The following is a 22,236-nucleotide window of genomic DNA, read 5'->3' as shown; positions in this document are numbered from 1 at the left end:
AGATATACGTATCGGAATTATCGCAATCCAGGGAAATATTGAGGAGCATGCTAATGCCATGCTGAAGGCATTGAAACATGCAAACCGCAGGGCAGAGATCGTGAAGATAAAACACAGAGGGATCGTACCGACCTGCGATGCATTGATCATTCCTGGTGGGGAAAGCACAACACTGGGAAGACTTATGGAGAGGGAAGGAATCTCTTCCGAGATAAAAGAGGCAGCACATGCGGGTATCCCGATAATGGGAACATGCGCAGGACTTGTGCTACTTGCAAAAAAGGGTGACAGGCAGGTAGATATGACAGGACAGCCGCTCCTTGGACTTATGGATATCCATGTTAACAGGAACGCCTTCGGGCGCCAGAGAGAATCATTCGAGTGCCCGGTGGATTTCAGGGGTCTTGATTCTCCTTTTAATGCCGTGTTTATCAGGGCGCCGTGTATCACCGGGTGCAAAGAGGATGTTGAGGTACTCTCAAGATACGAGGGCTTCATAGTGGCAGCCAGGCAAAAAAATATACTTGCTCTGGCGTTTCACCCTGAACTGACGGATGATCTACGAATACATCATTATTTTTTGAGAATGCTTGACCTTACCGGAACAGTATAAAATTTAAAAATAATTATGCTTCGGGCATGAATCAGACCATACGGCCATGATATATTATCTGGTTTAGCAAATTCTCCTGAATCTTATGCTCATTACAACTCCCCCTTGAACGCCCTGTCCAGCACAGCCGGCAGCAGCGCATCCAGTTCGGCACTGGTCTCTGCCTGAAGGCACCTGAGCGCGTCCACCTTTGCCTACAAAGTGTCAAGGTAGGCGACGATGCGGCGCTGTTCGGGGAGGGGCGGGATTTTAATGACTCCAGAAAATCAGGATTTTTGAAATGCACTGTCTATGAAATCTTTATGTTGCTTTGACCAGACCTTATTCGGTGTGGCTTTTATCCATTCAACATATCTATCAATAAAATCCAATCGTTCCTTGAAATTAGTCTCTTTATCTTTTTTTAGTTCTTCTATATCAATCTTCATCAAAACCTCCCAGATATCTTTTGGCATGTTCATCCGGCACCCTCAGTTCAGTTAAAAATGTTTTGAGCAATACAATATCTAAATTATCTTTAAAAAGCTTGAACAGGAACCGGGCATCTTCAATATCTTTTTCTGATCCCAGAAATAGTTTGTATGGGATCTGCAGTTCAAGTGGAGATAGATATAATGACCTGTCGGCAAGCTTTACATGCCTCCTATGTTCAAGGGAGTACCTGTCAAGGTCATTTTTTACAAATTTGAGTTCGATATTCGGAATAAAACTTCCTTTTTTCGCTATTCTTATAGCATAATGATTTTCCAGGTAATCGTTGTATGCCTCATAAGAGTTACTGGTATTGAGGCATTCGTAGCTCTGCTCTATTTCTGACCAGAATTTCAAGAATTTTTCAAAGGATATGTGTTCGATTAAAATATCCACGTCTTCGCTTATCCTGCTTCGCCCAAAAAGAATAGAGACATACCCTGAAACAATGACATATTTTATATTATTCGATGCCAGATGTTCTGTGAAATCTAAAACAAAACTATCAAGTAAAGAAAGTTCCCTGTTGAATATTATTTTATCCTCTTTGAATTCAATTTCCATTTACCTTTCCTGCTTCATTAACCTTGTTTTTACCTTTATAATTATAACCATTCACATCTCTCCCTTGAATGCCTTATCCAGCACAGCCGGCAGCAGCGCGTCCAGTTCGGCGCCGGTCTCTGCCTGGAGGCGCCTGAGCGCATCAATCTTTGTCTGCAAAGCGTCAAGGTAGGCGACGATGCGGCGCTGTTCGGGGAGGGGAGGGATATTCAATTCAATATGTTTAAGCCTCTTGGAAGCGATTCCTTTCACTGTTGTACCTGTAGCTTTTGAATAAATCGTTTCTCGTACTTCAGGGCTTGTTATTACCTTAGCAAGAAATTTACCATCGATAATCTCATTTTTACTTCTAAGCAAAAGGGTCCTTTGAGCAAGTGAAAATTGTCTTTCATCAGGCACTACGGCAGCCTCTCCGAGTGGAGCCTCCATTGTAAATATAACATCTCCAGGCTTTGGAATACCACGTGTCATATAGGTATTGTACGTCTCCTCTGAAACGAATCTCGTAGTATTCCAATCAATATTTCCATTTTTAATATTGGCACTTGTCAAATGTGGAATGCCCTCTGTAGCTAACGGTGGAGTCCTTCCTCTATAATCAATTATCTCTTTACAACATTCCTCAATGGAGAGATTGAGCCAACTATCCAAATTGGCAGGGTTGAATACTGTCCGTGATATTGAAACAGTAAGTGCTCTCGTCTCCTCAACTGCCTCTCGCTGCAACTTACGCGCCTCCTCTATCTTCGCCGCCAGCTCCTCGATGCGCGCCACGACGCGGCGCTGCTCTTGGAGAGGAGGGAGGGGAACTTTATAACTCAGAACATCAGCAGGGCGAATCGCGGCGTAATTTGTTGAGCCTTGCGCCGAGACCTGTTCACGGAAATATGGTGTGCGAATGAAGAAATCTAGGAAACGGCGATCAAGGCGGGTTTCATCTATAACGAACAGGAAGTAATGGCTACTGACTATGGCGCAATCGAGTTCTGGTGGTACAATACCAAACCCTCCTATCTTGGCATCTATCTCTGCTACTAAAAATTCACCAGTGCAGCATACCTGTTGCTTTTTTGTTTTTATCTCGGCGCCAGAAACGATATTTGCCTGATTGCGTATTTCAATAGGTAATGTGTGCTCAAAATTGGTCTGATTAAGCAGGGTTTTTTCATAAGATTGGTTCTCTATCTGGTGAATCAGTACGTTCTTTGACCAGCCAAATTTCCGTGTCATACGTATATAGAACTCGCGTTCCAATTCGTCTGTGCACCTGTCCATAATAATCAAATTATGCGCCCATCCAATTTCTGCAACCAGTGGTTGCAGTTTTTCATTCTTAACATAATTACTGTAAAATTTGCGCATGTACCAGATGTTTCGTGCAGAAAAACCCTTTATACCGGGAAACTCAGCCCTTAAGTCCTGTGCTATTCGTTCCACAACCGATTTTCCCCATGACTCTTCCTTCTGCCGCTCAATGATCATCCTCCCGATGTCCCAGTAAAGCGATATCAATTCCTTGTTAACAGCCTTCAGCGCCTCATACTGAGCAGAACGGATGCGCTGCTTAATGTCGTTAAGAAGAACAGCATAGTCTTTCGGGATAATCTCTGTCATTATTTTATCCCGTCTGCCAGCACCTGTTTTATCTCTGCCATGATCTCCGCGATTCTCTGCTCCTTCTTCAAAATGCTCTCGGTCAGCTGCTCTGGCGGCAGGTGCTCCAGGTCCTGCTTACCATTGGGGTTCTTGATATCAAGGTTATACCCGCTCTCCACCACCTTCGCCGCAGATACTTTCCAGGCATGTCCATTCTCCTTTCTGTCCTTCCACCAGGCGATAACGGGCCCAAACTCTTCAAATGGCATCGGCTGGGTTTTGGTGTATTGCTTCCTGCCCTCTGGCAGAGGAACCTCATAATACCATATCTCCTTCGTCGGACCGTCGCGCTCAAAGAACAGCAGGTTTGTGGGAATCCCTGTATAGGGTGCAAAAACGCCGTTGGGCAGCCGCACGATGGTATGCAAGTTGAACTCTTCCAGCAGTTCTTTCTTTATGCGTGCGCATACCCCATCGCCAAATAAAGTGCCATTCGGGACAACTATGCCACATCTGCCGCCTCTCTTCCCACCAGTGCCTCTTCTCAACTTCCTCATTATCAGTTGAAGAAAGAGAAGCGCGGTCTCAGCGGTCTGCTTATCCTCCGGGAAATTCGAAAGTATCCCCCGCTCTTCCTCTCCTCCAAAAGGTGGGTTCGTAAGTATGATATCCACCCTTTCCTTATCTCCTATCTCTCTCAGAGGAAAACGAAGAGAATTGCCTGGATCAATCTGAGGATACTCAAGACCATGAAGCAAAAGGTTCATCTGGCACAGCAAATAAGGCAGCGGCTTCGCATCTCCTCCAGTGATCGATCCTTTCTGTAAGACTTCAAAATCAGATGCCTTTTTGCATTGCTTCCGCAGATGCTCAAAAGACTCAACAAGAAACCCGCCAGTGCCACATGCTGGGTCAAGCACTACCTCGCCTAACTTAGGATCAGTTACCTCGACCATGAAGCGAATAACAGGGCGCGGCGTATAGAACTCACCTGAGTCGCCTGCCGTGTCCCTCATTTCTTTCAGCATGCTTTCATACAGATGTGAAAGCGTATGGATCTCCTCTGAAGCGGTGAAATGGATGCTATTCACTTTATTGATAACATCGCGCAGCAGATATCCATTGACCATGCGGTTGATCGTGCCCCTGAATACCGTTGCGATCACGTCCCGCCTATCACCGCCGTTTGCACCGTGCAGGCTCCTCAAATAAGCAAACAGACCAGCTCCTTTAGTTCCGTCAGGTCGGACAGCTTCATCGTTATTTATGAAAGCGATCAGTTCATCTCCTGTAATGCCGTCCTCTTTAGCAGCCCAGTCCCTCCATCTGTAAGGCGGCTCGATCGCAGGCTTATACTTCCTCCCGGCAAGTTCCTCCTCTGTCTCTCGTATCCTCTCCATATCATCAAGGAACTTAAGGAACATAATCCAGGTAAGCATCGGAAGGCGGTCAAGGTCGCCATTCAATCCCTTATCCTTGCGCATGATATCACGCGCAGATTTTATCAGGCTTCCAAGCTGCTGTGCCGTTGTCTTTGGCATCTCATTCTTCGTTTTTCGCACCATGTCTCCTCCTATCCTTCCTGATCTGAATACAGCAGGGACTGCAGCTCCCCAAGGCTATTTCTAAGAGCAGCAGGTCCACCGAACAACGCTGAGATCTCTATCAGGTTTCCATGCAGTGATATCGGAGGAACCTTAAGTATATTTGTATCAGCAAGCTGCTCTGTCCCGAATTCAATGTATTTGTCAAGCACTTCATTTAAAATCTCTCTTGCTTTCTCTCCAAATCTTTCAAAGAAATCCTTCCTGTCCTTTCTAAGCCGTTCTGCCCGCTCCCTTCTTGTTCGAAGCGGGGCGTTATAAGCAATGTGACATAAAAGGTCGAATGGATCTGCATCGTACTTTTTAGTAGCATTCACGAGTTGCTCGATAGTTATGCCTCTCTCCTCCAGCAAGGATATAATCTGCCTGCGCTGTTCAGCATCACTCCATTTCGAACGGAGTTCTGCCGCTCCTGTGTACATGCTCTTTAACTGTTTTGCCGTATAATCTGTATATTTGATGACCGAAAGCCTCCTGCCATCAGAATCAAGTTCATAGACTACATCCGCTATTATTTCAACAGAACCACCATTTACATAGTACTTTTTTGGGGCGCCCTCAAAGTAATCTGACGTTTTAGGGGTCTGGCGTAAAGGAGCCTCAACTTCATCTATGAATTCTTTTGTCTCGTTTTTGAACTTCTCCTTGATTGAATTTCCCTCATCATCGATTTCTTCCTCTGTAATGAGCGCCGGCTCACCATCAAATTCAGGGTCAGCGAAAAGACGAGTTGCGCTTCCTGTATAATCAAGAATAGTGAAAAAGAGCTTACCATAGTCCTCTCTAACGCGGGTTCCCCTGCCTATGATCTGCTTAAAATCCACCATTGAGTTAATGACCTTGAATAGAACGATATTCTTGCATGTCTGTGCATCAACGCCTGTGGTCAGAAGCTGTGACGTGGTCAATATAACAGGAGTTCTTGTCTCTAATTCAAGGAATCTGTCAAGATGTCCTCTCCCTATATCTCCTTCATCAGAAACCACTCTGCAAACATAATCAGGATATTGCTGTACAAGATCAGAATTCCAGTTATTCAAGGCCTTGCGCATATCCTCAGCATGTTCCTGGTCAACGCAAAAAACAATCGTCTTTGCGAGCCTATCTGTTTTCATTAAATAATCAGTCAGGTGTTTAGCCACTGCATCTGTACGGGATTTAAACGAAATAACCCGCTCAAAATCGCCTGTCCCGTAAACACCATCCGGGATTTCTCTGCCGTGTTTATCTTTCTCTCCTTTTGTCGGCCGCCATCCAGTGGCATCAACACTTGGAACGATTCTGTGAACACGGTACGGCGCCAGGAAACCATCCTCGATACCCTGTTTCAGGCTGTAAGTATAAATCGGGTTTCCGAAATACCGATATGTATCCCTGTTATCCTTTCTAAGAGGGGTTGCAGTCATGCCTATCTGATATGCAGGTTCAAAGTATTCCAGTATTTCACGCCAGTTGCTTTCATCTTTAGCACTTCCCCTGTGGCACTCATCAACAACAATAAGGTCAAAGAAATCTCTGGTATATTGTTTATAAAGACCGGGCCTGCGCTCATCTTTTGCAATTGCCTGGTAGGTTGAAAAATATATCTCCCTGCTCTTGATTGCTTCACCCTCTATCTTAATTCTGGCGTCTCCCATAGATGCGAATGTCTTATCTTTCGGATCGTCAACAAGGATGTTCCTGTCAGCGAGATAAAGCACCTTAGGGCGCCTGTGCTCACCTGTCCTGTTCCAGCGTGTATCCCATAGTTTCCAGATAATCTGGAACGCAATGTATGTCTTGCCTGTCCCAGTAGCTAATGTCAGCAAGATCCTCTTTTTGCCCTGCAGAACAGCCTTGATTGTGCGGTTGATCGTAATTTCCTGGTAATATCGTGGAGTCTTACCAGGCAAGGTACTGCATGGCGCAAGAAGTGTTTGCGCGATTTTTGGTGTAATGTCTTCTGATTGGCTAAGCCTCATCCAGAGTTCATCTGGCGCAGGGAAACTTTCCAGATCCGTATCCTTGCCAGTGATAAAATCGTGTTCAACGATTCCTTTACCATTTGTGGAATATGCAAACTTGAGACCAAGAATTTCAGCATACTCCTTAGCCTGTTGTAATCCATCGGCAGCATTCTTATAAGCAGATTTCGCCTCAACAACTGCGATGGAAAAGTCTCTTCTATACTTTAATAGGTAATCAGCCCTTTTCTGTTTCTTTCTTATGCCCTTATCTCCTGCAAGGATAATCCTTCCATCTGTGAAGATTTTCTGCTCGCTGATCTGATCATCGCTCCAGCCCGCTGAGTAAAGCTTCGGCAAGACATATTTTCTGCAAGTATCAGCTTCAGTTATCAAACTAATTCTCCATTGTAATCGAGGTTGGATTATCGCAATTTATTTAAGAATACTGCTATATTAGCTTGAAAGAATACTATCTATATATTTTTTTCTATCTAATGAATAATTTAGGCATATTGTTCCTCACAAATCTCTTTTTCAGCAATGACCTGATTTTGGTCTTAACTAGCTCTTTGATATCAGGGGCTAATCATAATCTTTATCTATAGTGGATATACAATATTGAAGTAAAAGGGAGTGTAGAAATATGGCTAGAAAAGGGATTACTTCAGAATTTAAACGAACCGGAGAAGAGATGGAATCGCAAAAAGGGATGAGGGAAGAACAAACTGCTGGACGTGGTACTTTAGCAACACCATCCTCATGGTGGGTGGAGAGGTTGAAGATAGAACGACCCAGACCCGAAGATCAGGAACCGAGATACAGGAAAGAGCAAGAGAGATACGCACAGGAAAGGCAGAGAGCAGCATATTACAGGCCAATACAGGAGGTAGAGAGACCAAGAGCGGAAGAGCAGGAACCGCGGTACAGGGAAGAGCAAAAGAGGTATGAACCAGGGAAACAGATGAGAGCAGAGCGAGAGAGGTACGAACCAGAGAAGCAGATGAGAGAAGAAGGCGAAGAAAGAAAAGATATTTTCAGGATATGGGCTGATAGTTACGATGTTGTCTCAAGGATGTGGGAGGATACATACATCAATCTATACAAACCATGGATTGAATCCACAGAAGAAATGTATAGCAAGGCGGCTGAACTTTCAAGGAATGCTACACCTGATAACTACAGGGCATTCTATGATCAATGGATTAAAACATACCAGAACAGCTTTGGTAAATTCTATCCAGTCATGACCCGGCAATTCGATAGAGAGACAATTGAGAAACTGATGAATAGTGCAGAGGAATCAAGAAAACTCTTCCAATCATGGGCTGCCATGCTGGAGGAGAATTCCCGCAAGACGCAGGAATTGCTTCAGGGTACGCCTGACCCCGAGAAATACAGGGAATTCTACGATATATGGATGAGAACGTACGGAAAAATATACGAGGAATTTGCTGAAATGACAACTAAGGGTAGCACAAGAGAGGTACTTGAGGCTTATGGAGGCATACCGGGAATGTACTTAAACAATTTTGTACAGATGTCAAAAATCTGGAATGAGTCCTATATGTATCTATTTCGCCCATGGCTTGATTCCATGGTTTCGCTCTCCGAGAAAATGGCAGAGCTATCCAGGGGAGAGGCCAGACCAGAAGCCTACAGGGAATTTTATGATACATGGATGGATACATACAGAAAGACCTATGGCAGGTTATTTGATATCCAGTCTGCAAGATCCACCTCAGAGGAAATGGTTGACAGTTTCATGAGAAGCATGACTGTTTATAAGGATATGTCTAACTCATGGATTGATGCCATGGAGAAGATGTCGCAGAGAACTATGGACATATCGAAGCGTACCACAGAACCTGAGGCATATAAAGGGTTTTATGATACCTGGGTAAATATGTATGAAAGGGCTTTTGATGATTTCTTCAGGTATGTACCCATGGCCGGCCCGATGAGAAGTATGATGGAGCCCGCAAAGAATGCGGCCAGGGTTTATACAGATATATTTTCCAATATGTCAAATATGTGGATGAGATCTGTTTTCGGTTCTGCAAGCAGGACATAAACGTGGAAAAATCCAGCGCTGAACTCACCCGTGGGGTCTTTGACGTGAGGTCAAAGACCTCCGATATTTCTATTAACCTCTTTACAGCATGGATGGAATACATTGCTAAGTTGCATAGCGTATTCGTAGAAACCACGCGCAGAGTGCGTGAGAAGACAAAAGACAGGGAGAATGAGGAAATAAGCAGTGAGATCTATAGAGAGCTTTATAAAATCTGGCTGGAGACATACAGCGAGACTTTAAAAGAATTCCTGAGATCAGACCATTTTGCCTCGAACATGGGGTCACTGATGTCCCACTTTATGAATTTCCAGAGAAGCAAACAGGAATTATTTGAGGAGTATTACCTGGAGCCGCTGGGACTTCCAACAAGGGCTGAAATCGATGAAATATATAAAGAGATGTATTCTCTTAAGAAAACAATAAAAGATCTGACTATCCAGATAAAAGAGTTATCTGAGAAACAGTAGGGTCTTTGTTGGCGATTCTGCTTCTTAGACAGATAAATCCTGTACTGGACGTAATCCAATAGTTAAATTAATAGAACATAAGCAAATAATTTTGTTACATTTTTAGCATAAATTTTAGATATTTGACATACATCTAGTATTTTGGTGCGATATGGATAATAACGACTTGATAATTAGAGACTGGCTGGCGCAGATCGGGGCAAGCCACAAGACGAAGAAATTATACACGTTCGGCCTGGAGAAATACACAGGGCACGTAGGTAAGACTGCGGCTGAGCTGATCGAAGAGGCAGAGGATGAGATCACACGCGGCATACTGATGAGAAAGCGATCTATCCGCAGGTATCTTATCAGCTTCAGAGAGCACCTCAATGAAGAGGGGGATTCTCCCAACAGCGTAAATGCTTACATGGCTGCGGTGAAGAGTTTCTACAAAACTAATGAGATCGATCTGCCTAACCTGAAGGAAAAGGTCGCCCGAGCTCTGGAAGAGAACGGCAGCAGGTCACAGCTTGATATAGAAGATGTGCGCAAGCTGATCAATCACTGCAAGAGCCTCAGGAACAAGGCTATTATTTACACCATAATCAGTTCAGGGCTGGGGGGCAATGAAGTACGTAACCTTAAAATAAAACACATTAAAAACAAGGATGGGAACGGCATAGCCACGTTACAGCTTACCCGGCAAAAAGTTAATTATGAGTTCACTACTTTCCTGTCACCTGAGGCGGTGGACGCGATCAAAGAATATCTTGATTTCAGGAACAAGAGCCTGAAGCTTGCAGTCAAAGGCGACGATGACTGGCTGTTTGTATCTGAGGACGGTGTGAAGTTCACGGAACATGCATTTGTGAAGGTGTTCCGGGAGATCGGTATAGAAGCAGGATATGGTAACGGTCACGGGTTGTTCGGTCTTGCCAGGGCGCACAACCTGCGCAAGTTTTTCAACTCCCAGCTTTTGAATAACGGCGCAGATATATTCTTTACGGATTACCTGATGGGGCACAAAATTGATTCCATGCATGAGACTTATTTCAAGGCAGATCCAAAGAAGCTCAAAGAACGGTATATGAAGTACCTGCCGTTTCTGACTATTGAGAAGACAGAGGCCAGGGTGCTTGAGAGCGATGCTTACAACAGACTTCAGGCCGATAATGCGCAGCTTCGGCTTGAGCTTGAGAAAACGCAGAAACGCATGGATGAGATCTCTGCAGACTTAGATTCACGGAGAGGGGTTGACGAGAAGCTTGATAGCGTGCTTGCAGATCCGACAGTGCAGCAGATCCTGCTCAAAAAAATGAGAGAACTGAGCTATCGCGCGTAATACAAATGCTTCCGGTCCGGGCAGTACATCCCTGCCTCGTACTTTATTCTTTGAATGATATCGCAGCAGTACTTTGCAGCCACGCCAAAGCATTCCTGGATCGTCTTGCACAGCTCCGAGATCTCTATGCCGTCCCTCAGAATACCCCTCAGCTCTCGCATGATCCGCGCTGCCATTTCTTCCTCGCTGATAGTATCCGCTATCTCGATGTTCTCGACAGAATATCGATAGGCGTGGGTGAGGTCGTCAAAAACGGTGTGCTCTAAGGCATGTAACTTGAGATCCTGATAATCTGCATTGCTGCAGCGAGTGCAACTTGTGCGGACGTACATAGTATCCCCTATAGCAGTGTGAAGATAATCGCTATCGTGATCGCGCCACAGATCCATCCAACAATTGCCGTTTTATATTTTGCTTGCATTTTTCCACCTTTAGCCCTCATTTTTCTATGCTTACTATGCTCATAATATAATATATCGCATAATCGCCGATTCGTATTTTGAATTACCCGATCGTAACCGGCCGGGTCAAGAGCGGCGCACCGTCTGTCTCTTGTGGCTTCTGAGCCGGTGTTTTTTTGTGCGCTTCATAACTAACAAAAAATTCTGATAGCGCTGTTGTGATTACGTCAGAAACCGAGCCAAACTCCCCTTTTTCAACAAGCTCTTTCGATTTATCTAATAAATATTTGTTAATTGTTATAGATGTTGTTTCTTTTAATCTTTTCTGTGAAAATTGCATATGCAATACTACAGTAGTAAAGAGTATTTAAGTTAACTACTACACAAGTAATACACAAGTAATAAAGTATATATAGCTTGAAGTGCATTACTTGTGTAATACACAAGAGAGGTAATATGGCACAAGATTCACCAACAAGCATACGGTTATCACCGGCCGACGCAGCCGATATCAACGAACTCGTACAGAAGGGCGTTTTTACGCATTCAAGCGATGCGCTGAGGTCAGTGATACGGGAAGGAATTAGGTCGATCAAGAAAGAGCGGGGGCTGGCCTGATGGCACAGAAAAACCGCAAAACACAGGTCAAGTCCGTGAGCCTGGATGTTCTGACTATCAGGCGAATGAATCATGTGCTTGAGTCACATTTTGCAAACCAGCTTGGGGCCAGCGACCTAATAAGTCATGCGATTAACGATTTCTGCAACAAGATAGAATTCGCTGAACAATCCGGGGTTGAAATACCAGTACCACAGGGCAGGTGGGGCTGATGGCATTCGTCAAACCTCTTTGGATGAGGATCTTCGAGAGCCTTGAACAGCAGGTAGCTCTTGAGATGCAGCGCGAGCGTGAGATCAAGAAAGAACAGGAGGCGCAGCATGAGCTTCGGTAGATCAACGCAAGGACGCAGGGACGGAACTAATCAGCAGGATCGCCGAGAGATCAGAGAGAACAGAAGATATGCCAGGACTGTAGCGCATATGAACGACGGCAGCACTGTTGAGATTCGTGATCTGGCTCATCAGGTGAAGCTTGCCATGTCGGGCAACGTGCGGATATTCGAGAGGCTGAAATGATCCTGAAATTCATGATAGTCTGTTTTCTCGGCTTTGCAGTGGCAATGTCGCCGATCTTGATATTCTGGGGGGGTAGCTGATGGCTGAGAAGAACATGGGTGAGAACTGCCTGCGCGGGCTATTCGTGTACACCCTCTCGCTCGTTGATGAAGATGACCGTACTCCAATTGAGGATATCCCATTGATCGGGGTGAATTGAATGTCGCTTAAAATGGCTGCGGTCGGTCTCTTCGCAATTATCATGGTAGAGCTGTACATTCTCGTTCTTGTGCTGGCGGTGAGAGGATGAAAGGTAGTTGGTGCAAATACAGCAGCAGTTGCCAGGAAGGTAAATGCTCTGGATGCTACTTATATCTCAATAGAAATATAAACACAGGCTCGGCTGGTGCACATCATAGCGGTTCGATTCCGCTAGAGTCCGTTGCGAAAGCTGGCTTTTTTCAAGATCGACTAACCCCTAATCCCCACCCGGCTTTCGCAAATTCTGACCTGACTGAAAGCAGTTCAGACGGTGCGAGTCCGCCGGGTCATTTCCTGCCAGGTTTCCCACAGTTCCTGAGCAGGAGGCCGTGGTGAGCTCTTTTTCTACCCAACACTCTCTTGAGCACCACGGCTCACCCCCTATGGAGAAGGCGGGTTTAATTTTACACCACCACCTCAATCCCGCCTTCTCCCTTACTTTTCACGATGATCTATTAGCAGATAGCACCGCCCTTGAAGTCAGGGCGTCCCAGGCTAGTGTATTATTGAGTAGTGCTATCACGGCCTTTCAGGATAGGCCACAAGGCATGGCTTTTATAATTTTTCCCCATGCCACTCCTGATTATCATGATTATTTATTGCGCAGGTCTGCGCTATTTCCTGGTCGTTCAGCAATAAGAGGTGCAGCATGTTAGTTTTTGACGGCTGCGCAGGCACGGGATCGGCGACAAAGGCATTCGCTGACAGAGGCAACACTGTTGAGACTCTTGATATCGAAGGTGAGCATACTTATGTTTGCGATATTCGGGAATTTCATCCTGAGAAGCATTACGATTTCATGTGGTTCAGCCCGCCATGCACTGAATTCAGTATAGCAAACTACCGACTGGGTGCTTGTAAATACAGAACCCCTGATTTGAGTATCGTTCAGGCTTGCTTTCGGATAGTGAGTGAAGCGAAGCCGGAATTCTGGTTAATTGAAAATCCAAAGGGCTGCCTGAGGCACTTTATAGGAAAACCTGTGATTACGGTCAATTATTCTGATTATGGTTATTTCTCCAAGAAACCGACTGATCTCTGGGGTGTGTTCCCTGAGTTTATATCTCCTGTTCCTGCAAATGATAAGCCAGTATCATTCATTAAGGCGACATGGGGGCTGAGCAAAGATAGTGTTGCAGAAAGGGCACATGTTCCTTACGGTCTGTCACTGGCGATATGCACAGCAGTTGAGAAAATTATTAACAGTCATGGCTCTTCGGAGCTTCATGAAAGTATAGCAGTGACACGTAATGGTGACCCTACGCTATGCGGCTCCCTGCCATAGCAGGGAGTTCTCCCCTTCTAAACGGGAGAATGCAACAAGAAGGTGAATTGAATGAGAATGAGAATGAGATTGAACGAAAATGTAAGGGCACAGCATCTGATTAGAAGAGCAGGGGCTGTACCCATGAATAATGCATCGAGAAAGAATATAGAAGTTTCGGTATATGGCAGATTGCAGGATATCTATGATTTCTATCCTGAAGTGCTTGACGAAATCCCAACAGCGGAACAGGTGCGGGTTGATCCAGAGCGCGGGATGATATATAAAATACCGCAGATCAAGCAGCCTGTGTTTTCAGACCTGGCACGACAGCATGGGCTTACTGTGATGTGCGCTGAGGTGGAAGCATGAACTGCAATTTTTCTGTAGCTGCACTTTGCTGCTATGGTGTACAATATGAGCATTCCCCGATACAGTGCAACGGTGATGATACAGCTAAGCAAGGCTGCCCCATCTGGGCAATCTCAGCAGCTATCAGACCTGTTCTGAAAACAAGAGCGATAGAGCAGAGGGCATAGGTATGAGCGACCAAATGAGGGCGGCGCTGGAGGCTGCAAGAAAAGAAATTACAGAGCTTGCCGATATCGCAGACGAGGATACCTTTCACAAGGGATACTATTCTAAATTGATTCAACAGATCGATGAAGCTCTTAAGGATGGTGAATCTCTTGCAAATCTATATCGCCCTGAGCAGGTGCAGCGTCTCGTCAGGGCTGCGTTTGATGAGGGCAAAACAGAGAATGCAAGTGCGGCGGTGATCAAGCTACTTGAACTGCCTAAAGAGATCCAAGAGCAGAGCGAAGCTGTTGCTGGCATTTATAACGATATCGAAGTACTGAGATTGCAGATAGCGGATATCAGGAACGATGCGCTTGAGCTTGTTCTTAGCGCAACAGAGAACGGAAAGCCGAAATTCACGAATGAGCAAACAAGGAAGTTGGCAACAGAGCAGGGACTGCGAGATAATGAGGACTATCTGCTTAAGCTGAACGGACTGGGCTTGAAAGAGCGAGAGCTGCGGGTTGAGCAGATAGAGCTTGAATATCTGAACAATCTTTTCAGGGCATATCAGAGTATAGCGCAGATTGCAGGAGGGAAATAATGGTATTCTACTGTAATGTTGATGGCTGCGGCGCAATATCGCAGAGCCAGGCAGAGAGTACGATCAAGCTACTTGGAAATCCGTTCTGCCCGAAACATGCGGGTGAGGAGATGGCGAAAAGCGCAGAGCAGCTTGTGCCTGTGAAGGTCAAGGTCCGGCGAAAGCTTGAACAAGAAGGGTATGAGCAGCACGGCGGTAATCAGAACCTGTACACGAAAGGCAATTTTCCACATAAGCGGTTCGTGGATATCACCAGGCTCCCGGTGTCTTTTGAGATTGGGATACTGAGACCTGACGGCGAAAGAGTCACAGAAGGGCACGGTATAACTGAGTTAGAGGGATTGAAGCAAGAGATAGAAGCCCTCTTGAAAAGCAAGAACGGCGCTGGCAAAAACGGAAAGAAGGAGACGCAGCCAGCGCCTCAGGAGCAACATGAAGAGAAACATACTGAAGAGAAAAAAGCAGAAGATAAGGCGGCTAAGGGGCATGAAGCCACGGCCGCAGAACCTGAGAAACCAAAACCGGGAGTAGAAACATACCCGATGCCGCATGAGAGGCCAGAAGGCGCCGAGCCTTTCGTGAAGAAGCAGGCTACAGAGATAGCACCAAGAGTATTCAAAAATCAACTGCCGACTACAACCAACCCGTTCAAGCCAGATGCACGCTTGCCAGTTAGGACATATACGCCACAGGGCAGCATGATCAAAGGCTTCATCCCGCAGCTCAAGGAGATCGGGAAGATCAAGATAGGGCGCAAGGGCGCAATGAAAGAATCGTCTGGCGGAAAGCAATTTAGGCTGCCGGAGAAGTTTGACCACTTCGAGGTGGTGTCAGTTCTACGGGACGAAAAAGGGGATTTCATACCTGATCAAATAATGCAGGCGCTTGGTGAAAATCCGAAGTCTCTCGACATAATGCTGCTGTACAATGACCCGACGCTGAACTTCGTGACAAGGTACAACTATTACCGGGGTGGCAAGTGCTTATGCCAGGGGGACGGCCAGCAGGCTAAAAACATCGATGGCGATACGATAGAGTGCAATCCTGACGCGTGCCAGGATTTCCAGCAGAAAAAATGCAAGCCAAATGGCATTCTGAGTGCAATCCTCACGCAATCGCCCCGGCTCGGTGGGGTGTATAAGTTCCGTACGACTTCGTACAATTCGATCAAGTCTATACTATCTTCGCTGTTCTTCCTGCGGTCACTTACAGGCGGAGTGCTGGCGATGATCCCTTTGAAGCTGACAGTATCGCCTATGACGGTGCAGCCAAAGGACAGCCCCACTACACAGACGATCTATGTGGTGAATGTAGAATTTGACGGCACAGCGCAGCAGCTCCTGCAGACTACTGTTGAGGTATCGAAATATCAAGGGGCGATGAGGGCACAGATCATAGAGCTTGAGAACACGGCAAGGCTTGCATTAGCTGCACCTGAGAGCGAAATGGAGATCAGGGATATAGAAGCTGAGTATTATCCAGAGACTGCTGCGAAGGAGGCGATCTAATACCTCCTAAATTCTCAAAGCGTGTAACTGTCAATCTCGGCAATTATGAGAATGTTGCGCTTGAGGTAAGTGAGTGCGACAGCTTCCAGGAATGCGACAGGCCGGTACTCAAGATCGAGGGCGTGATCATAGCGGCGCCAGATGCTCCTTACTCTGTTGCTAAGGAGGGATAGCATGAGCCACATATCAGTTTCGATAGAACAGCTTGATGAAGGCTTTCTAGTAGAAGAAGACGGCGGCAAGAGCTACGCGATCAGCACAGGCACGAATATGATCGAGAAAGTAAGAGAGATCTTCATGCTGAACGCAAGCTGCGAGAAAGCGCATGAACCTGTGCCTCTGCCTGAGTCGGTCATGCAAGAAGGGAGAGCAAAGCATCTGATTACCGATCGTGTGCATGATGTATCAAACGATGTGACGAATAAGGTATCGAATATTGTATCATGCGATACAACACAGTTCAGCTTCCAGGAATGCGCGCATTTTTATTGGCAAAGCGTTCCTGAAAAGCGATTCGGAAAGACGACTGTACACCAGTCAGGTAGATCGCTTCGCATTGCAAAAGAGGGGTACGACGTTGCCATGTGGGTAGACATGGAAAGCTTGAAGCGGCTGAAAGTGCTGCAGCTCAAAAGCAAAAAAGATTTCAATATCGCAACAGGTAGTCTTTCAAGCAACAAGCGCACAATAATCCGGACATGTCTGAATGAAATCGATCTGTCGAAGCTGGGAAATGTAGATTCAGATCCTGCAGAGGATCAAGAGAAGACAGAGAATACTGAAAAATCAGCACGCATAGAACGGCTTCGAGAGATAGCAAGGGAAAAGCAGGATAAGTGGCGGGCTGAAAAAGCAGAGGGGGGGGTAAGATGAAATACATATGTGTGGGTACGCTTCATTCGAAAACCGTTGAGAATTGTGGTCTTGGGTGCAAAGTAGAGATTCAAGATGGATATCAGCTTAACTGTGGATGCCTGATTGGTAATCTTCATGCGCAGTGGATTGAAGAGGATTAATGTCACGCTGTGGCAATATCGATCACTTCGGCCATGGCCATGCCTGCGCTGCGTGCGAGCACTGGCCATCAGGACAGGTAGAGCCTGTTGATGCGAAAGAATGCGAGCCGTGTAAGGCAGGAGAATGCAGGTTCGTGCGCGTAGTAGTGCCGAAAGATCAGGAAGATGATTGGATGATATGCGGAGAGATATAATGGGGCGCAAGTGTAAGGTACTCAAATGCGAGCTGTGCGGCAGAGAGATACGGGGCGGGACTAAGCCTTCTCTGGAACTGCATTTCTGCTCACGGTGCTGTGAAGGAGATATAAAAGCAGTACGAAAAATGAAAGGGGCGGTGAGCGCATGAGCAGCAAAGCACATGGGCGGCGCAGGACAACGCTTGCAACATGCGATTGCGAGCTGCTGCGGTATTGCAGCGAGATCAAAGAGCGCCTAGATAGGCGAGAGAAAATATTCAGATGTCCGATCGTCGCGAGAGGGATATAATGCCGCTGATGCCTTTTTCTATTGATTTTCAAGTTCCGCTAATACTTGACGGCAGGAAGAGACAGACGACTAGGCTGCCCAGGAAAACGCCGCTAAAAGTAGAAGATATTTTATACTGTTACTACAAACCGAGGCAAAAGAAAAGCTGTAGTAACTGCTTGGTTCCGCATGGTAAGAAATGCTTGTTTTTAGAAGAGCATCCGTATCTATATGATGTGGCTGGCGGTGGTTGTGCGAGTTACACCCATTTCTTTGGTAAGGCTGAAATTACTTCTATCATCAAGGCGCGACATAGCGATAACATTCCTGAATATGAGATAGCTAATTACGAACCGTTGATGTGGAAATGGTCGGATGGTGCGCTGAATGATTGGGCCGTTGCTGACGGCTTCAACAGCTTTGAAGAGGCCGATACGTGGTTTTCTAAGTCGTGGGGGCCTGCGTGGAAAGAGCTCGAATGGGACATAATTACATTTGAGCCGGACTGGGTTAAGCCGGAGCAGGAAGGTACATAATGCCGATCGAGTTCGGAAGATATTATCTGCGACTGAGCCTGACCGCGAGAGGGTATCAGCTAATCTATCTGGATATCACAATCTGCAGATGGGTTGTAAGAACTGTGCTGACTGTGGGGGACTGGGTATCATGAGCAGTGCAGGTGTGAGAATAAGAATGGCAGCGGGTGTTAGAAAAGCGACAGGAGCAACTTAAATGAATAGATTCGAGGTTGGATTAAAAGAGCACAATTGTTCAGAAGGTGCACTTATTCCAACCTCAATAACTTATATATACGATATGGGGTATAATACTTACTGTTCAGAAGGTGCCAATATGGTATTTAAAAAAGGAAATACTCCGTGGAATAAAAATAAAAAAGGAAAGACTCTGTGGGCTAAAAAAGTTTGTTCACAATGTAAGCAAGAGAAAAATATTTCTGAGTTTTATAAGAAAGATAAAAACCATTATAGATCTAAATGTAAAGAGTGTTATCGTGCGTGGGTGCTCTGCCGATATCATGTAAAATACCCTTATAGAAAACCAAAGGGGCCTCTCACCGCAGATCAAAGGATAAAAAAAATAGCAGGTATTAGGATACAAAGATTAAACCTAAAAATAGAAGTATTAAGTTATTACTCCCATGGAACGGCAAAATGTGATTGCTGCGGCATAGAGGATATTGAGTTTTTAACCATTGATCATATAAATGGTGGTGGCAATCAACATCGAAAATCATTAAAATTGCAGCCGGGATTTCCTTTTTATCGGTGGTTAAAAACGAACAATTATCCCGATGGGTACAGGGTTCTTTGTTATAATTGTAACACTGTGCTTGGGTTTCATGGCTATTGCCCTCATCAAAAAAAACTTGCTACGGAGATCAAATAATGACTGGTGAAAAGAATCATCATACTATCGGATTTTATTGCGCAGATTTGAATAAATATCTAAGCGTCAATTCTGTTTGTTTTGAAGACGAATGCACTTTTTCAGAAAGGTGCAACATTTTACAGCATTCAAAAAAACGTGAGGGTAGATAATGGATTCTGTGAAATCGTCTGTCGCTTTCTGGGATGAATTTCTCAGGAAATATTACTGGGATGATGTTCTCACCTTAGCAGATAATTACCCTGAGAGCAGGAGCCTGATAGTACAATTTCCCACGTTGAACCGATATAACTATGTTGTTGCTAATGAGCTTCTTGATAATCCAGATACGGTTTTAGAGCATGCCATCGAGGCCCTATCAACAATTGATCTGCCAGTCGACGTTGACCTGAAAAAAGCAAACATAAGGATATCAGATTGCAGCGAGAAAATACGGCGCCGTGATCTGAGACAGGAGCATGTTGGCAAGCTTATAGCACTTGACGGAATAGTGCAGAGGGCAACAGACGTGATCCCTAAAACTACAGTCGCAGCATTCCAGTGTCTAAGATGCGATGAGATCACGTTTGTGCAGCAAGATAATAACAGGTTCGTAGAGCCTTACACCTGCGGCAATGACCTCTGCGGGCGCAAAACCGCACTTAAATTCGTACAGGAGAGGTCGGAAAAAATAGACTTTCAGACTATACGGCTGCAGGAACTGACTGAAGATCTGAGAAGCGGGGAGAAGAGCCAGACAATAGATGTGTATATTTCGGATGATATTGCAGGATCTGTGCTGCCTGGCAACAAGGTAACTATTACTGGGGTTTTGAGAGCTTACCAGCGCGTGAAATCGAATAACAAGACACCTTTTCTTGACCTCTGTATTGATGCTAACTATATTCGTGTGAACGAGGGGCATAAGACGGTGACGCTGACTTATGAAGACGGGCAGCGAATGCGAGAAAAAGCTTCAAGTCCGGATATTATAGATCAGCTTGTTCAGAGTTTTGCGCCAACAGTACATGGGTTAGTACTAGAGAAAGAAGGGATTCTTTGCAGTGCAGTGAGTAACGGATATAAGCTAAGACCTGACGGAACACCGCAGAGAGAATATTCTCATACACTTATATGCTCTGATCCTGGAATGGCAAAAACAAACCTGAAGCTTGCGCTGAAGGCCGTAATGCCGAACCTGGTGATGAGCAGCGGAACGGGGAGCAGCAAAGCCGGGCTAACTGCTGCAGTCGTGAAGGATGATTTTGCAGGCGGATCATTGAGCGTTGAGGCCGGCGCCCTGGTGCTTGCGGACGGCGGCGGGATCGGGCTTGATGAGTTCGATAAATTTAAAACCGAGGTTCGCAGCCTGAATGATGCCCTGAGCAACTGCCAGTTCGAGATCAATAAGGCCGGGTTCAATCTGAAGCTCTGGACCCGGTGCTTCGTTGTGGCGTTCCAGAATCCGAAGTATGGGCGGTTTGATAGATTTGTGCCGCTCACTGATCAGATCGATATCCCGCCTGACACGCTCAGCCGGTTCGACCTGATCTTTTTGCTGCAGGATGATGTCAATGACGAAAAAGACAGGCATATAGTCACTAAGATCTTTGACGCCTGGACCGGTGTTGAGGAAGAATACAAGAATATTATTCCGCTTGAAGATATGCAAAAATACATTGCATATGCTCAGACCATTCAGCCGAAGATACCTGAAGAACTGAGAGATGAGATCGTAAAGAAATACCTGACTGCACGGCGCCGGAGCACGGGAGAGACTGTCGCGGTGACTGCGCGGTATGCAGAGGCGTTACTCCGGCTTTCAAAGGCAGAGGCGCAGCTTGCTTTAAGTGATGTTGTTACGTCCGAGCACGTCCTTCGTGCAAGCAGGCTGATTGATGCGAGCCTGGATCAGACGATCGTTGATGAAAAAGGTAGACTTGATTCAGATATTATTAATACCGGAATGGGGAAAAGCCAGCGCGACATGATCAAGTCGTTTTTGAATATCGTCAGGTCTGTATCAGAGAGATCCGGCGGTTTGGCCCCGATCGGAGAGATTATTCTTGAGTGTGAGGCTCTCGGCTTTGATAAGAAACAGATCGAAATGCTGATCGAGAGGCTCAAAAATGTCGGCGAGATCTGTGAGCTCAAAGGGAAAAAGTTTAAGGTGAGTTAATGTTTAAAAAAATCCCTTATACGTGTAGAATATATTCGTTAGAGATACCGCAACCTACCGCAACCTCAATAAAAAACATTTTATATATATACGCCTTTTTTTCAGAAACAACAACACAGTCACGCAAAACACCAAAAAAACCAGCATACAGCGACCAAAACAAACACAACTATGTAAATCAACTGTCTAAAAATGAGGTATCTCAAGGTATCTCAAATTTAATAGCAAAAACAGCATCAGAAGGTAACTGTCTAAAAATGAGGTATCTCAAGGTATCTCAGACTCTGTTAGATATTTTATATAAACAGTCTAAAAATGAGGTATCTCAAGGTATCTCAGACTTTCTAAAAATGAGGTATCTCAAGGTATCTCAACAATCGGTATGGGTGGGTGCACTTTGAGCACCCCATGGATTTCATTGACAGTTCGTTTAAGGCCTGACCAGATCACTAAGTTCCAGGAATTATATCCTGAGAAACAACTGACACCTGTAATAAGAATGCTGCTTGACACATTTCTTGACGGCAAGAAAGCAACTCATAAGCGGATTGATGAAGTCAGGCGATTGAGAGAAAAGACAGCAAAGCACCTTGAAATGCTGGAAGCGGAAGAGGCGCAACTGCTGAAAGAAGAGCATCACGCGATCATGGACGATGCTCTGCAGGAATTACGTCTGAATAAGCTAAGCGAGCGACCTGAAATACTAAGTCAGCACAGGAACAAATCAATATCTTCAGCAGGATATGCAAAACTACAGCAGGAATTGAAGTTTTCGAGCAGACAGCAGCTTATAAAATTCCTCGATAGTCATGCCAATGAAGCACGGGCAAAAGCGGAGGGGCTTGAATGATCTGCCTAT

Annotated in this window: 30 protein-coding genes; 23 read left to right on the top strand and 7 right to left on the bottom strand. The window is 45.5% G+C overall.

Going from position 1 to position 22,236, the window contains the following annotated elements:
• Window positions 1-4 precede the first annotated feature (4 nt).
• Window positions 5-613 (top strand): pyridoxal 5'-phosphate synthase glutaminase subunit PdxT, encoded by a 609-nt coding sequence (gene pdxT, locus ANME2D_RS11330; RefSeq protein ID WP_048091943.1) that lies wholly within the window; start codon window positions 5-7, stop codon window positions 611-613.
• Window positions 614-879: 266 nt separating this feature from the next.
• On the opposite strand, the gene ANME2D_RS18125 is transcribed toward pdxT, so the two are convergent.
• Genes ANME2D_RS18125 through hsdR form a run of 5 tightly spaced genes read right to left on the bottom strand, consistent with a single transcriptional unit; the run spans window position 880 to window position 7,187 of the window.
• Entirely contained in the window at window positions 880-1,041 is a 162-nt protein-coding gene (locus ANME2D_RS18125) for a hypothetical protein (RefSeq protein WP_157834092.1), read from the bottom strand.
• Window positions 1,031-1,648: a hypothetical protein gene (locus tag ANME2D_RS11325; RefSeq protein WP_048091709.1), complete on the bottom strand. Its 618-nt coding sequence runs from the start codon at window positions 1,646-1,648 to the stop codon at window positions 1,031-1,033. The genes ANME2D_RS18125 and ANME2D_RS11325 overlap by 11 nt, the downstream gene beginning before the upstream one ends.
• A 51-nt stretch (window positions 1,649-1,699) precedes the next feature.
• On the bottom strand, window positions 1,700-3,262 hold the full coding sequence (locus tag ANME2D_RS17450; RefSeq protein ID WP_081810250.1) for a DUF1016 N-terminal domain-containing protein: 1,563 nt from the start codon (window positions 3,260-3,262) through the stop codon (window positions 1,700-1,702).
• Window positions 3,262-4,809: a type I restriction-modification system subunit M gene (locus ANME2D_RS11315; RefSeq protein ID WP_048091707.1), complete on the bottom strand. Its 1,548-nt coding sequence runs from the start codon at window positions 4,807-4,809 to the stop codon at window positions 3,262-3,264. Before ANME2D_RS11315 ends, ANME2D_RS17450 begins: the two co-directional genes overlap by 1 nt.
• 8 nt (window positions 4,810-4,817) lie before the next feature.
• Window positions 4,818-7,187: an EcoAI/FtnUII family type I restriction enzme subunit R gene (gene hsdR / locus ANME2D_RS11310; RefSeq protein ID WP_048091704.1), complete on the bottom strand. Its 2,370-nt coding sequence runs from the start codon at window positions 7,185-7,187 to the stop codon at window positions 4,818-4,820.
• A 250-nt stretch (window positions 7,188-7,437) separates the two neighbouring features.
• On the opposite strand from hsdR, the gene ANME2D_RS11305 reads away from it, so the two are divergent.
• The 3 genes from ANME2D_RS11305 (at window position 7,438) to ANME2D_RS16975 (ending at window position 10,659) form a co-directional block, all read left to right on the top strand.
• On the top strand, window positions 7,438-8,865 hold the full coding sequence (locus ANME2D_RS11305) for a cell envelope integrity protein TolA (protein ID WP_048091702.1): 1,428 nt from the start codon (window positions 7,438-7,440) through the stop codon (window positions 8,863-8,865).
• Window positions 8,826-9,335 (top strand): poly(R)-hydroxyalkanoic acid synthase subunit PhaE, encoded by a 510-nt coding sequence (locus ANME2D_RS11300; protein ID WP_157834091.1) that lies wholly within the window; start codon window positions 8,826-8,828, stop codon window positions 9,333-9,335. The genes ANME2D_RS11305 and ANME2D_RS11300 overlap by 40 nt, the downstream gene beginning before the upstream one ends.
• A 151-nt stretch (window positions 9,336-9,486) precedes the next feature.
• Window positions 9,487-10,659 (top strand): tyrosine-type recombinase/integrase, encoded by a 1,173-nt coding sequence (locus tag ANME2D_RS16975; protein WP_052368876.1) that lies wholly within the window; start codon window positions 9,487-9,489, stop codon window positions 10,657-10,659.
• On the opposite strand, the gene ANME2D_RS11290 is transcribed toward ANME2D_RS16975, so the two are convergent.
• Both ANME2D_RS11290 and ANME2D_RS11285 read right to left on the bottom strand, forming a co-directional pair.
• Entirely contained in the window at window positions 10,647-10,991 is a 345-nt protein-coding gene (locus ANME2D_RS11290; RefSeq protein ID WP_052368873.1) for a hypothetical protein, read from the bottom strand. The two genes, ANME2D_RS16975 and ANME2D_RS11290, sit on opposite strands and share 13 nt — an antisense overlap.
• Before the next feature lie 172 nt (window positions 10,992-11,163).
• Window positions 11,164-11,400, bottom strand: a complete 237-nt coding sequence (locus tag ANME2D_RS11285) for a ribbon-helix-helix domain-containing protein (RefSeq protein WP_048091691.1) — start codon at window positions 11,398-11,400, stop codon at window positions 11,164-11,166.
• A 277-nt stretch (window positions 11,401-11,677) separates the two neighbouring features.
• Here ANME2D_RS11285 and ANME2D_RS11280 point away from each other — a divergent pair, with 277 nt between their 5' ends.
• From ANME2D_RS11280 to ANME2D_RS11215, 19 genes are all read left to right on the top strand, one after another.
• The gene (locus tag ANME2D_RS11280) at window positions 11,678-11,890 is read left to right on the top strand and encodes a hypothetical protein (RefSeq protein WP_048091689.1); all 213 of its coding nucleotides are present in this window, start codon (window positions 11,678-11,680) and stop codon (window positions 11,888-11,890) included.
• Window positions 11,890-12,012 (top strand): hypothetical protein, encoded by a 123-nt coding sequence (locus ANME2D_RS18855; protein WP_277812938.1) that lies wholly within the window; start codon window positions 11,890-11,892, stop codon window positions 12,010-12,012. The genes ANME2D_RS11280 and ANME2D_RS18855 overlap by 1 nt, the downstream gene beginning before the upstream one ends.
• Window positions 11,999-12,196 (top strand): hypothetical protein, encoded by a 198-nt coding sequence (locus ANME2D_RS11275; RefSeq protein ID WP_048091687.1) that lies wholly within the window; start codon window positions 11,999-12,001, stop codon window positions 12,194-12,196. Before ANME2D_RS18855 ends, ANME2D_RS11275 begins: the two co-directional genes overlap by 14 nt.
• 889 nt (window positions 12,197-13,085) lie before the next feature.
• Window positions 13,086-13,721 (top strand): DNA cytosine methyltransferase, encoded by a 636-nt coding sequence (locus tag ANME2D_RS16970; RefSeq protein WP_052368872.1) that lies wholly within the window; start codon window positions 13,086-13,088, stop codon window positions 13,719-13,721.
• 51 nt (window positions 13,722-13,772) lie between these two features.
• On the top strand, window positions 13,773-14,072 hold the full coding sequence (locus ANME2D_RS11260) for a hypothetical protein (RefSeq protein ID WP_157834090.1): 300 nt from the start codon (window positions 13,773-13,775) through the stop codon (window positions 14,070-14,072).
• Window positions 14,069-14,239 carry a hypothetical protein gene (locus tag ANME2D_RS18120; protein ID WP_157834089.1) on the top strand — a complete coding sequence of 57 codons (171 nt, stop codon included), beginning with the start codon at window positions 14,069-14,071 and terminating at the stop codon, window positions 14,237-14,239. Before ANME2D_RS11260 ends, ANME2D_RS18120 begins: the two co-directional genes overlap by 4 nt.
• A 2-nt stretch (window positions 14,240-14,241) precedes the next feature.
• A complete protein-coding gene (locus tag ANME2D_RS11255; protein ID WP_048091684.1) occupies window positions 14,242-14,823 on the top strand; it encodes a hypothetical protein in 582 nt (193 codons plus the stop codon).
• A complete protein-coding gene (locus ANME2D_RS11250; protein WP_048091683.1) occupies window positions 14,823-16,331 on the top strand; it encodes a recombination directionality factor in 1,509 nt (502 codons plus the stop codon). The genes ANME2D_RS11255 and ANME2D_RS11250 overlap by 1 nt, the downstream gene beginning before the upstream one ends.
• A gap of 174 nt (window positions 16,332-16,505) precedes the next feature.
• On the top strand, window positions 16,506-17,204 hold the full coding sequence (locus tag ANME2D_RS11245) for a hypothetical protein (RefSeq protein WP_048091682.1): 699 nt from the start codon (window positions 16,506-16,508) through the stop codon (window positions 17,202-17,204).
• The gene (locus tag ANME2D_RS18115; RefSeq protein ID WP_157834088.1) at window positions 17,201-17,347 is read left to right on the top strand and encodes a hypothetical protein; all 147 of its coding nucleotides are present in this window, start codon (window positions 17,201-17,203) and stop codon (window positions 17,345-17,347) included. The genes ANME2D_RS11245 and ANME2D_RS18115 overlap by 4 nt, the downstream gene beginning before the upstream one ends.
• The gene (locus ANME2D_RS11240; protein ID WP_048091681.1) at window positions 17,347-17,541 is read left to right on the top strand and encodes a hypothetical protein; all 195 of its coding nucleotides are present in this window, start codon (window positions 17,347-17,349) and stop codon (window positions 17,539-17,541) included. Before ANME2D_RS18115 ends, ANME2D_RS11240 begins: the two co-directional genes overlap by 1 nt.
• Window positions 17,541-17,693, top strand: coding sequence for a hypothetical protein (locus tag ANME2D_RS18110; RefSeq protein WP_157834087.1), 153 nt, complete (start codon window positions 17,541-17,543; stop codon window positions 17,691-17,693). The genes ANME2D_RS11240 and ANME2D_RS18110 overlap by 1 nt, the downstream gene beginning before the upstream one ends.
• Window positions 17,690-17,833: a hypothetical protein gene (locus ANME2D_RS18105; protein WP_157834086.1), complete on the top strand. Its 144-nt coding sequence runs from the start codon at window positions 17,690-17,692 to the stop codon at window positions 17,831-17,833. Before ANME2D_RS18110 ends, ANME2D_RS18105 begins: the two co-directional genes overlap by 4 nt.
• Entirely contained in the window at window positions 17,833-18,348 is a 516-nt protein-coding gene (locus ANME2D_RS11235) for an ASCH domain-containing protein (protein WP_048091680.1), read from the top strand. The genes ANME2D_RS18105 and ANME2D_RS11235 overlap by 1 nt, the downstream gene beginning before the upstream one ends.
• Window positions 18,348-18,482, top strand: coding sequence for a hypothetical protein (locus ANME2D_RS18850; protein ID WP_277812937.1), 135 nt, complete (start codon window positions 18,348-18,350; stop codon window positions 18,480-18,482). The genes ANME2D_RS11235 and ANME2D_RS18850 overlap by 1 nt, the downstream gene beginning before the upstream one ends.
• A gap of 62 nt (window positions 18,483-18,544) precedes the next feature.
• A complete protein-coding gene (locus ANME2D_RS11230) occupies window positions 18,545-19,219 on the top strand; it encodes a hypothetical protein (RefSeq protein ID WP_048091679.1) in 675 nt (224 codons plus the stop codon).
• A 151-nt stretch (window positions 19,220-19,370) separates the two neighbouring features.
• Window positions 19,371-21,377 (top strand): minichromosome maintenance protein MCM, encoded by a 2,007-nt coding sequence (locus ANME2D_RS11225; RefSeq protein ID WP_048091677.1) that lies wholly within the window; start codon window positions 19,371-19,373, stop codon window positions 21,375-21,377.
• Window positions 21,377-21,778, top strand: a complete 402-nt coding sequence (locus ANME2D_RS11220) for a hypothetical protein (protein WP_048091676.1) — start codon at window positions 21,377-21,379, stop codon at window positions 21,776-21,778. Before ANME2D_RS11225 ends, ANME2D_RS11220 begins: the two co-directional genes overlap by 1 nt.
• On the top strand, window positions 21,775-22,227 hold the full coding sequence (locus ANME2D_RS11215) for a hypothetical protein (protein ID WP_048091675.1): 453 nt from the start codon (window positions 21,775-21,777) through the stop codon (window positions 22,225-22,227). Before ANME2D_RS11220 ends, ANME2D_RS11215 begins: the two co-directional genes overlap by 4 nt.
• Window positions 22,228-22,236: the final 9 nt, after the last annotated feature.

The sequence above is a fragment of the Candidatus Methanoperedens nitratireducens genome (assembly GCF_000685155.1).
GTDB lineage: Archaea > Halobacteriota > Methanosarcinia > Methanosarcinales > Methanoperedenaceae > Methanoperedens > Methanoperedens nitratireducens.
The sequence above is the reverse complement of the archived record's forward strand: the minus strand, read 5'-3'. Positions and strand labels throughout refer to the sequence as shown.

What these genes read in the sequence shown, in the direction of transcription:
- ANME2D_RS18105 (WP_157834086.1), top strand. Translation starts at nt 17,690, where the DNA reads ATGAGCAGCAAAGCACATGGGCGGCGCAGGACAACGCTTGCAACATGC.
- ANME2D_RS11315 (WP_048091707.1), bottom strand. Translation starts at nt 4,809, where the DNA reads ATGGTGCGAAAAACGAAGAATGAGATGCCAAAGACAACGGCACAGCAG.
- ANME2D_RS11325 (WP_048091709.1), bottom strand. Translation starts at nt 1,648, where the DNA reads ATGGAAATTGAATTCAAAGAGGATAAAATAATATTCAACAGGGAACTT.
- ANME2D_RS17450 (WP_081810250.1), bottom strand. Translation starts at nt 3,262, where the DNA reads ATGACAGAGATTATCCCGAAAGACTATGCTGTTCTTCTTAACGACATT.
- ANME2D_RS11260 (WP_157834090.1), top strand. Translation starts at nt 13,773, where the DNA reads ATGAGAATGAGAATGAGATTGAACGAAAATGTAAGGGCACAGCATCTG.
- ANME2D_RS18110 (WP_157834087.1), top strand. Translation starts at nt 17,541, where the DNA reads ATGGGGCGCAAGTGTAAGGTACTCAAATGCGAGCTGTGCGGCAGAGAG.
- ANME2D_RS11290 (WP_052368873.1), bottom strand. Translation starts at nt 10,991, where the DNA reads ATGTACGTCCGCACAAGTTGCACTCGCTGCAGCAATGCAGATTATCAG.
- ANME2D_RS11275 (WP_048091687.1), top strand. Translation starts at nt 11,999, where the DNA reads ATGAGCTTCGGTAGATCAACGCAAGGACGCAGGGACGGAACTAATCAG.
- ANME2D_RS11285 (WP_048091691.1), bottom strand. Translation starts at nt 11,400, where the DNA reads ATGCAATTTTCACAGAAAAGATTAAAAGAAACAACATCTATAACAATT.
- ANME2D_RS18855 (WP_277812938.1), top strand. Translation starts at nt 11,890, where the DNA reads ATGGCATTCGTCAAACCTCTTTGGATGAGGATCTTCGAGAGCCTTGAA.
- ANME2D_RS18850 (WP_277812937.1), top strand. Translation starts at nt 18,348, where the DNA reads ATGCCGATCGAGTTCGGAAGATATTATCTGCGACTGAGCCTGACCGCG.
- ANME2D_RS11225 (WP_048091677.1), top strand. Translation starts at nt 19,371, where the DNA reads ATGGATTCTGTGAAATCGTCTGTCGCTTTCTGGGATGAATTTCTCAGG.
- ANME2D_RS11255 (WP_048091684.1), top strand. Translation starts at nt 14,242, where the DNA reads ATGAGCGACCAAATGAGGGCGGCGCTGGAGGCTGCAAGAAAAGAAATT.
- ANME2D_RS11230 (WP_048091679.1), top strand. Translation starts at nt 18,545, where the DNA reads ATGAATAGATTCGAGGTTGGATTAAAAGAGCACAATTGTTCAGAAGGT.
- ANME2D_RS18120 (WP_157834089.1), top strand. Translation starts at nt 14,069, where the DNA reads ATGAACTGCAATTTTTCTGTAGCTGCACTTTGCTGCTATGGTGTACAA.
- ANME2D_RS11250 (WP_048091683.1), top strand. Translation starts at nt 14,823, where the DNA reads ATGGTATTCTACTGTAATGTTGATGGCTGCGGCGCAATATCGCAGAGC.
- ANME2D_RS11235 (WP_048091680.1), top strand. Translation starts at nt 17,833, where the DNA reads ATGCCGCTGATGCCTTTTTCTATTGATTTTCAAGTTCCGCTAATACTT.
- ANME2D_RS11245 (WP_048091682.1), top strand. Translation starts at nt 16,506, where the DNA reads ATGAGCCACATATCAGTTTCGATAGAACAGCTTGATGAAGGCTTTCTA.
- ANME2D_RS16975 (WP_052368876.1), top strand. Translation starts at nt 9,487, where the DNA reads ATGGATAATAACGACTTGATAATTAGAGACTGGCTGGCGCAGATCGGG.
- ANME2D_RS16970 (WP_052368872.1), top strand. Translation starts at nt 13,086, where the DNA reads ATGTTAGTTTTTGACGGCTGCGCAGGCACGGGATCGGCGACAAAGGCA.
- ANME2D_RS11305 (WP_048091702.1), top strand. Translation starts at nt 7,438, where the DNA reads ATGGCTAGAAAAGGGATTACTTCAGAATTTAAACGAACCGGAGAAGAG.
- ANME2D_RS11280 (WP_048091689.1), top strand. Translation starts at nt 11,678, where the DNA reads ATGGCACAGAAAAACCGCAAAACACAGGTCAAGTCCGTGAGCCTGGAT.
- ANME2D_RS18125 (WP_157834092.1), bottom strand. Translation starts at nt 1,041, where the DNA reads ATGAAGATTGATATAGAAGAACTAAAAAAAGATAAAGAGACTAATTTC.
- ANME2D_RS11220 (WP_048091676.1), top strand. Translation starts at nt 21,377, where the DNA reads ATGTTTAAAAAAATCCCTTATACGTGTAGAATATATTCGTTAGAGATA.
- ANME2D_RS11240 (WP_048091681.1), top strand. Translation starts at nt 17,347, where the DNA reads ATGTCACGCTGTGGCAATATCGATCACTTCGGCCATGGCCATGCCTGC.
- ANME2D_RS18115 (WP_157834088.1), top strand. Translation starts at nt 17,201, where the DNA reads ATGAAATACATATGTGTGGGTACGCTTCATTCGAAAACCGTTGAGAAT.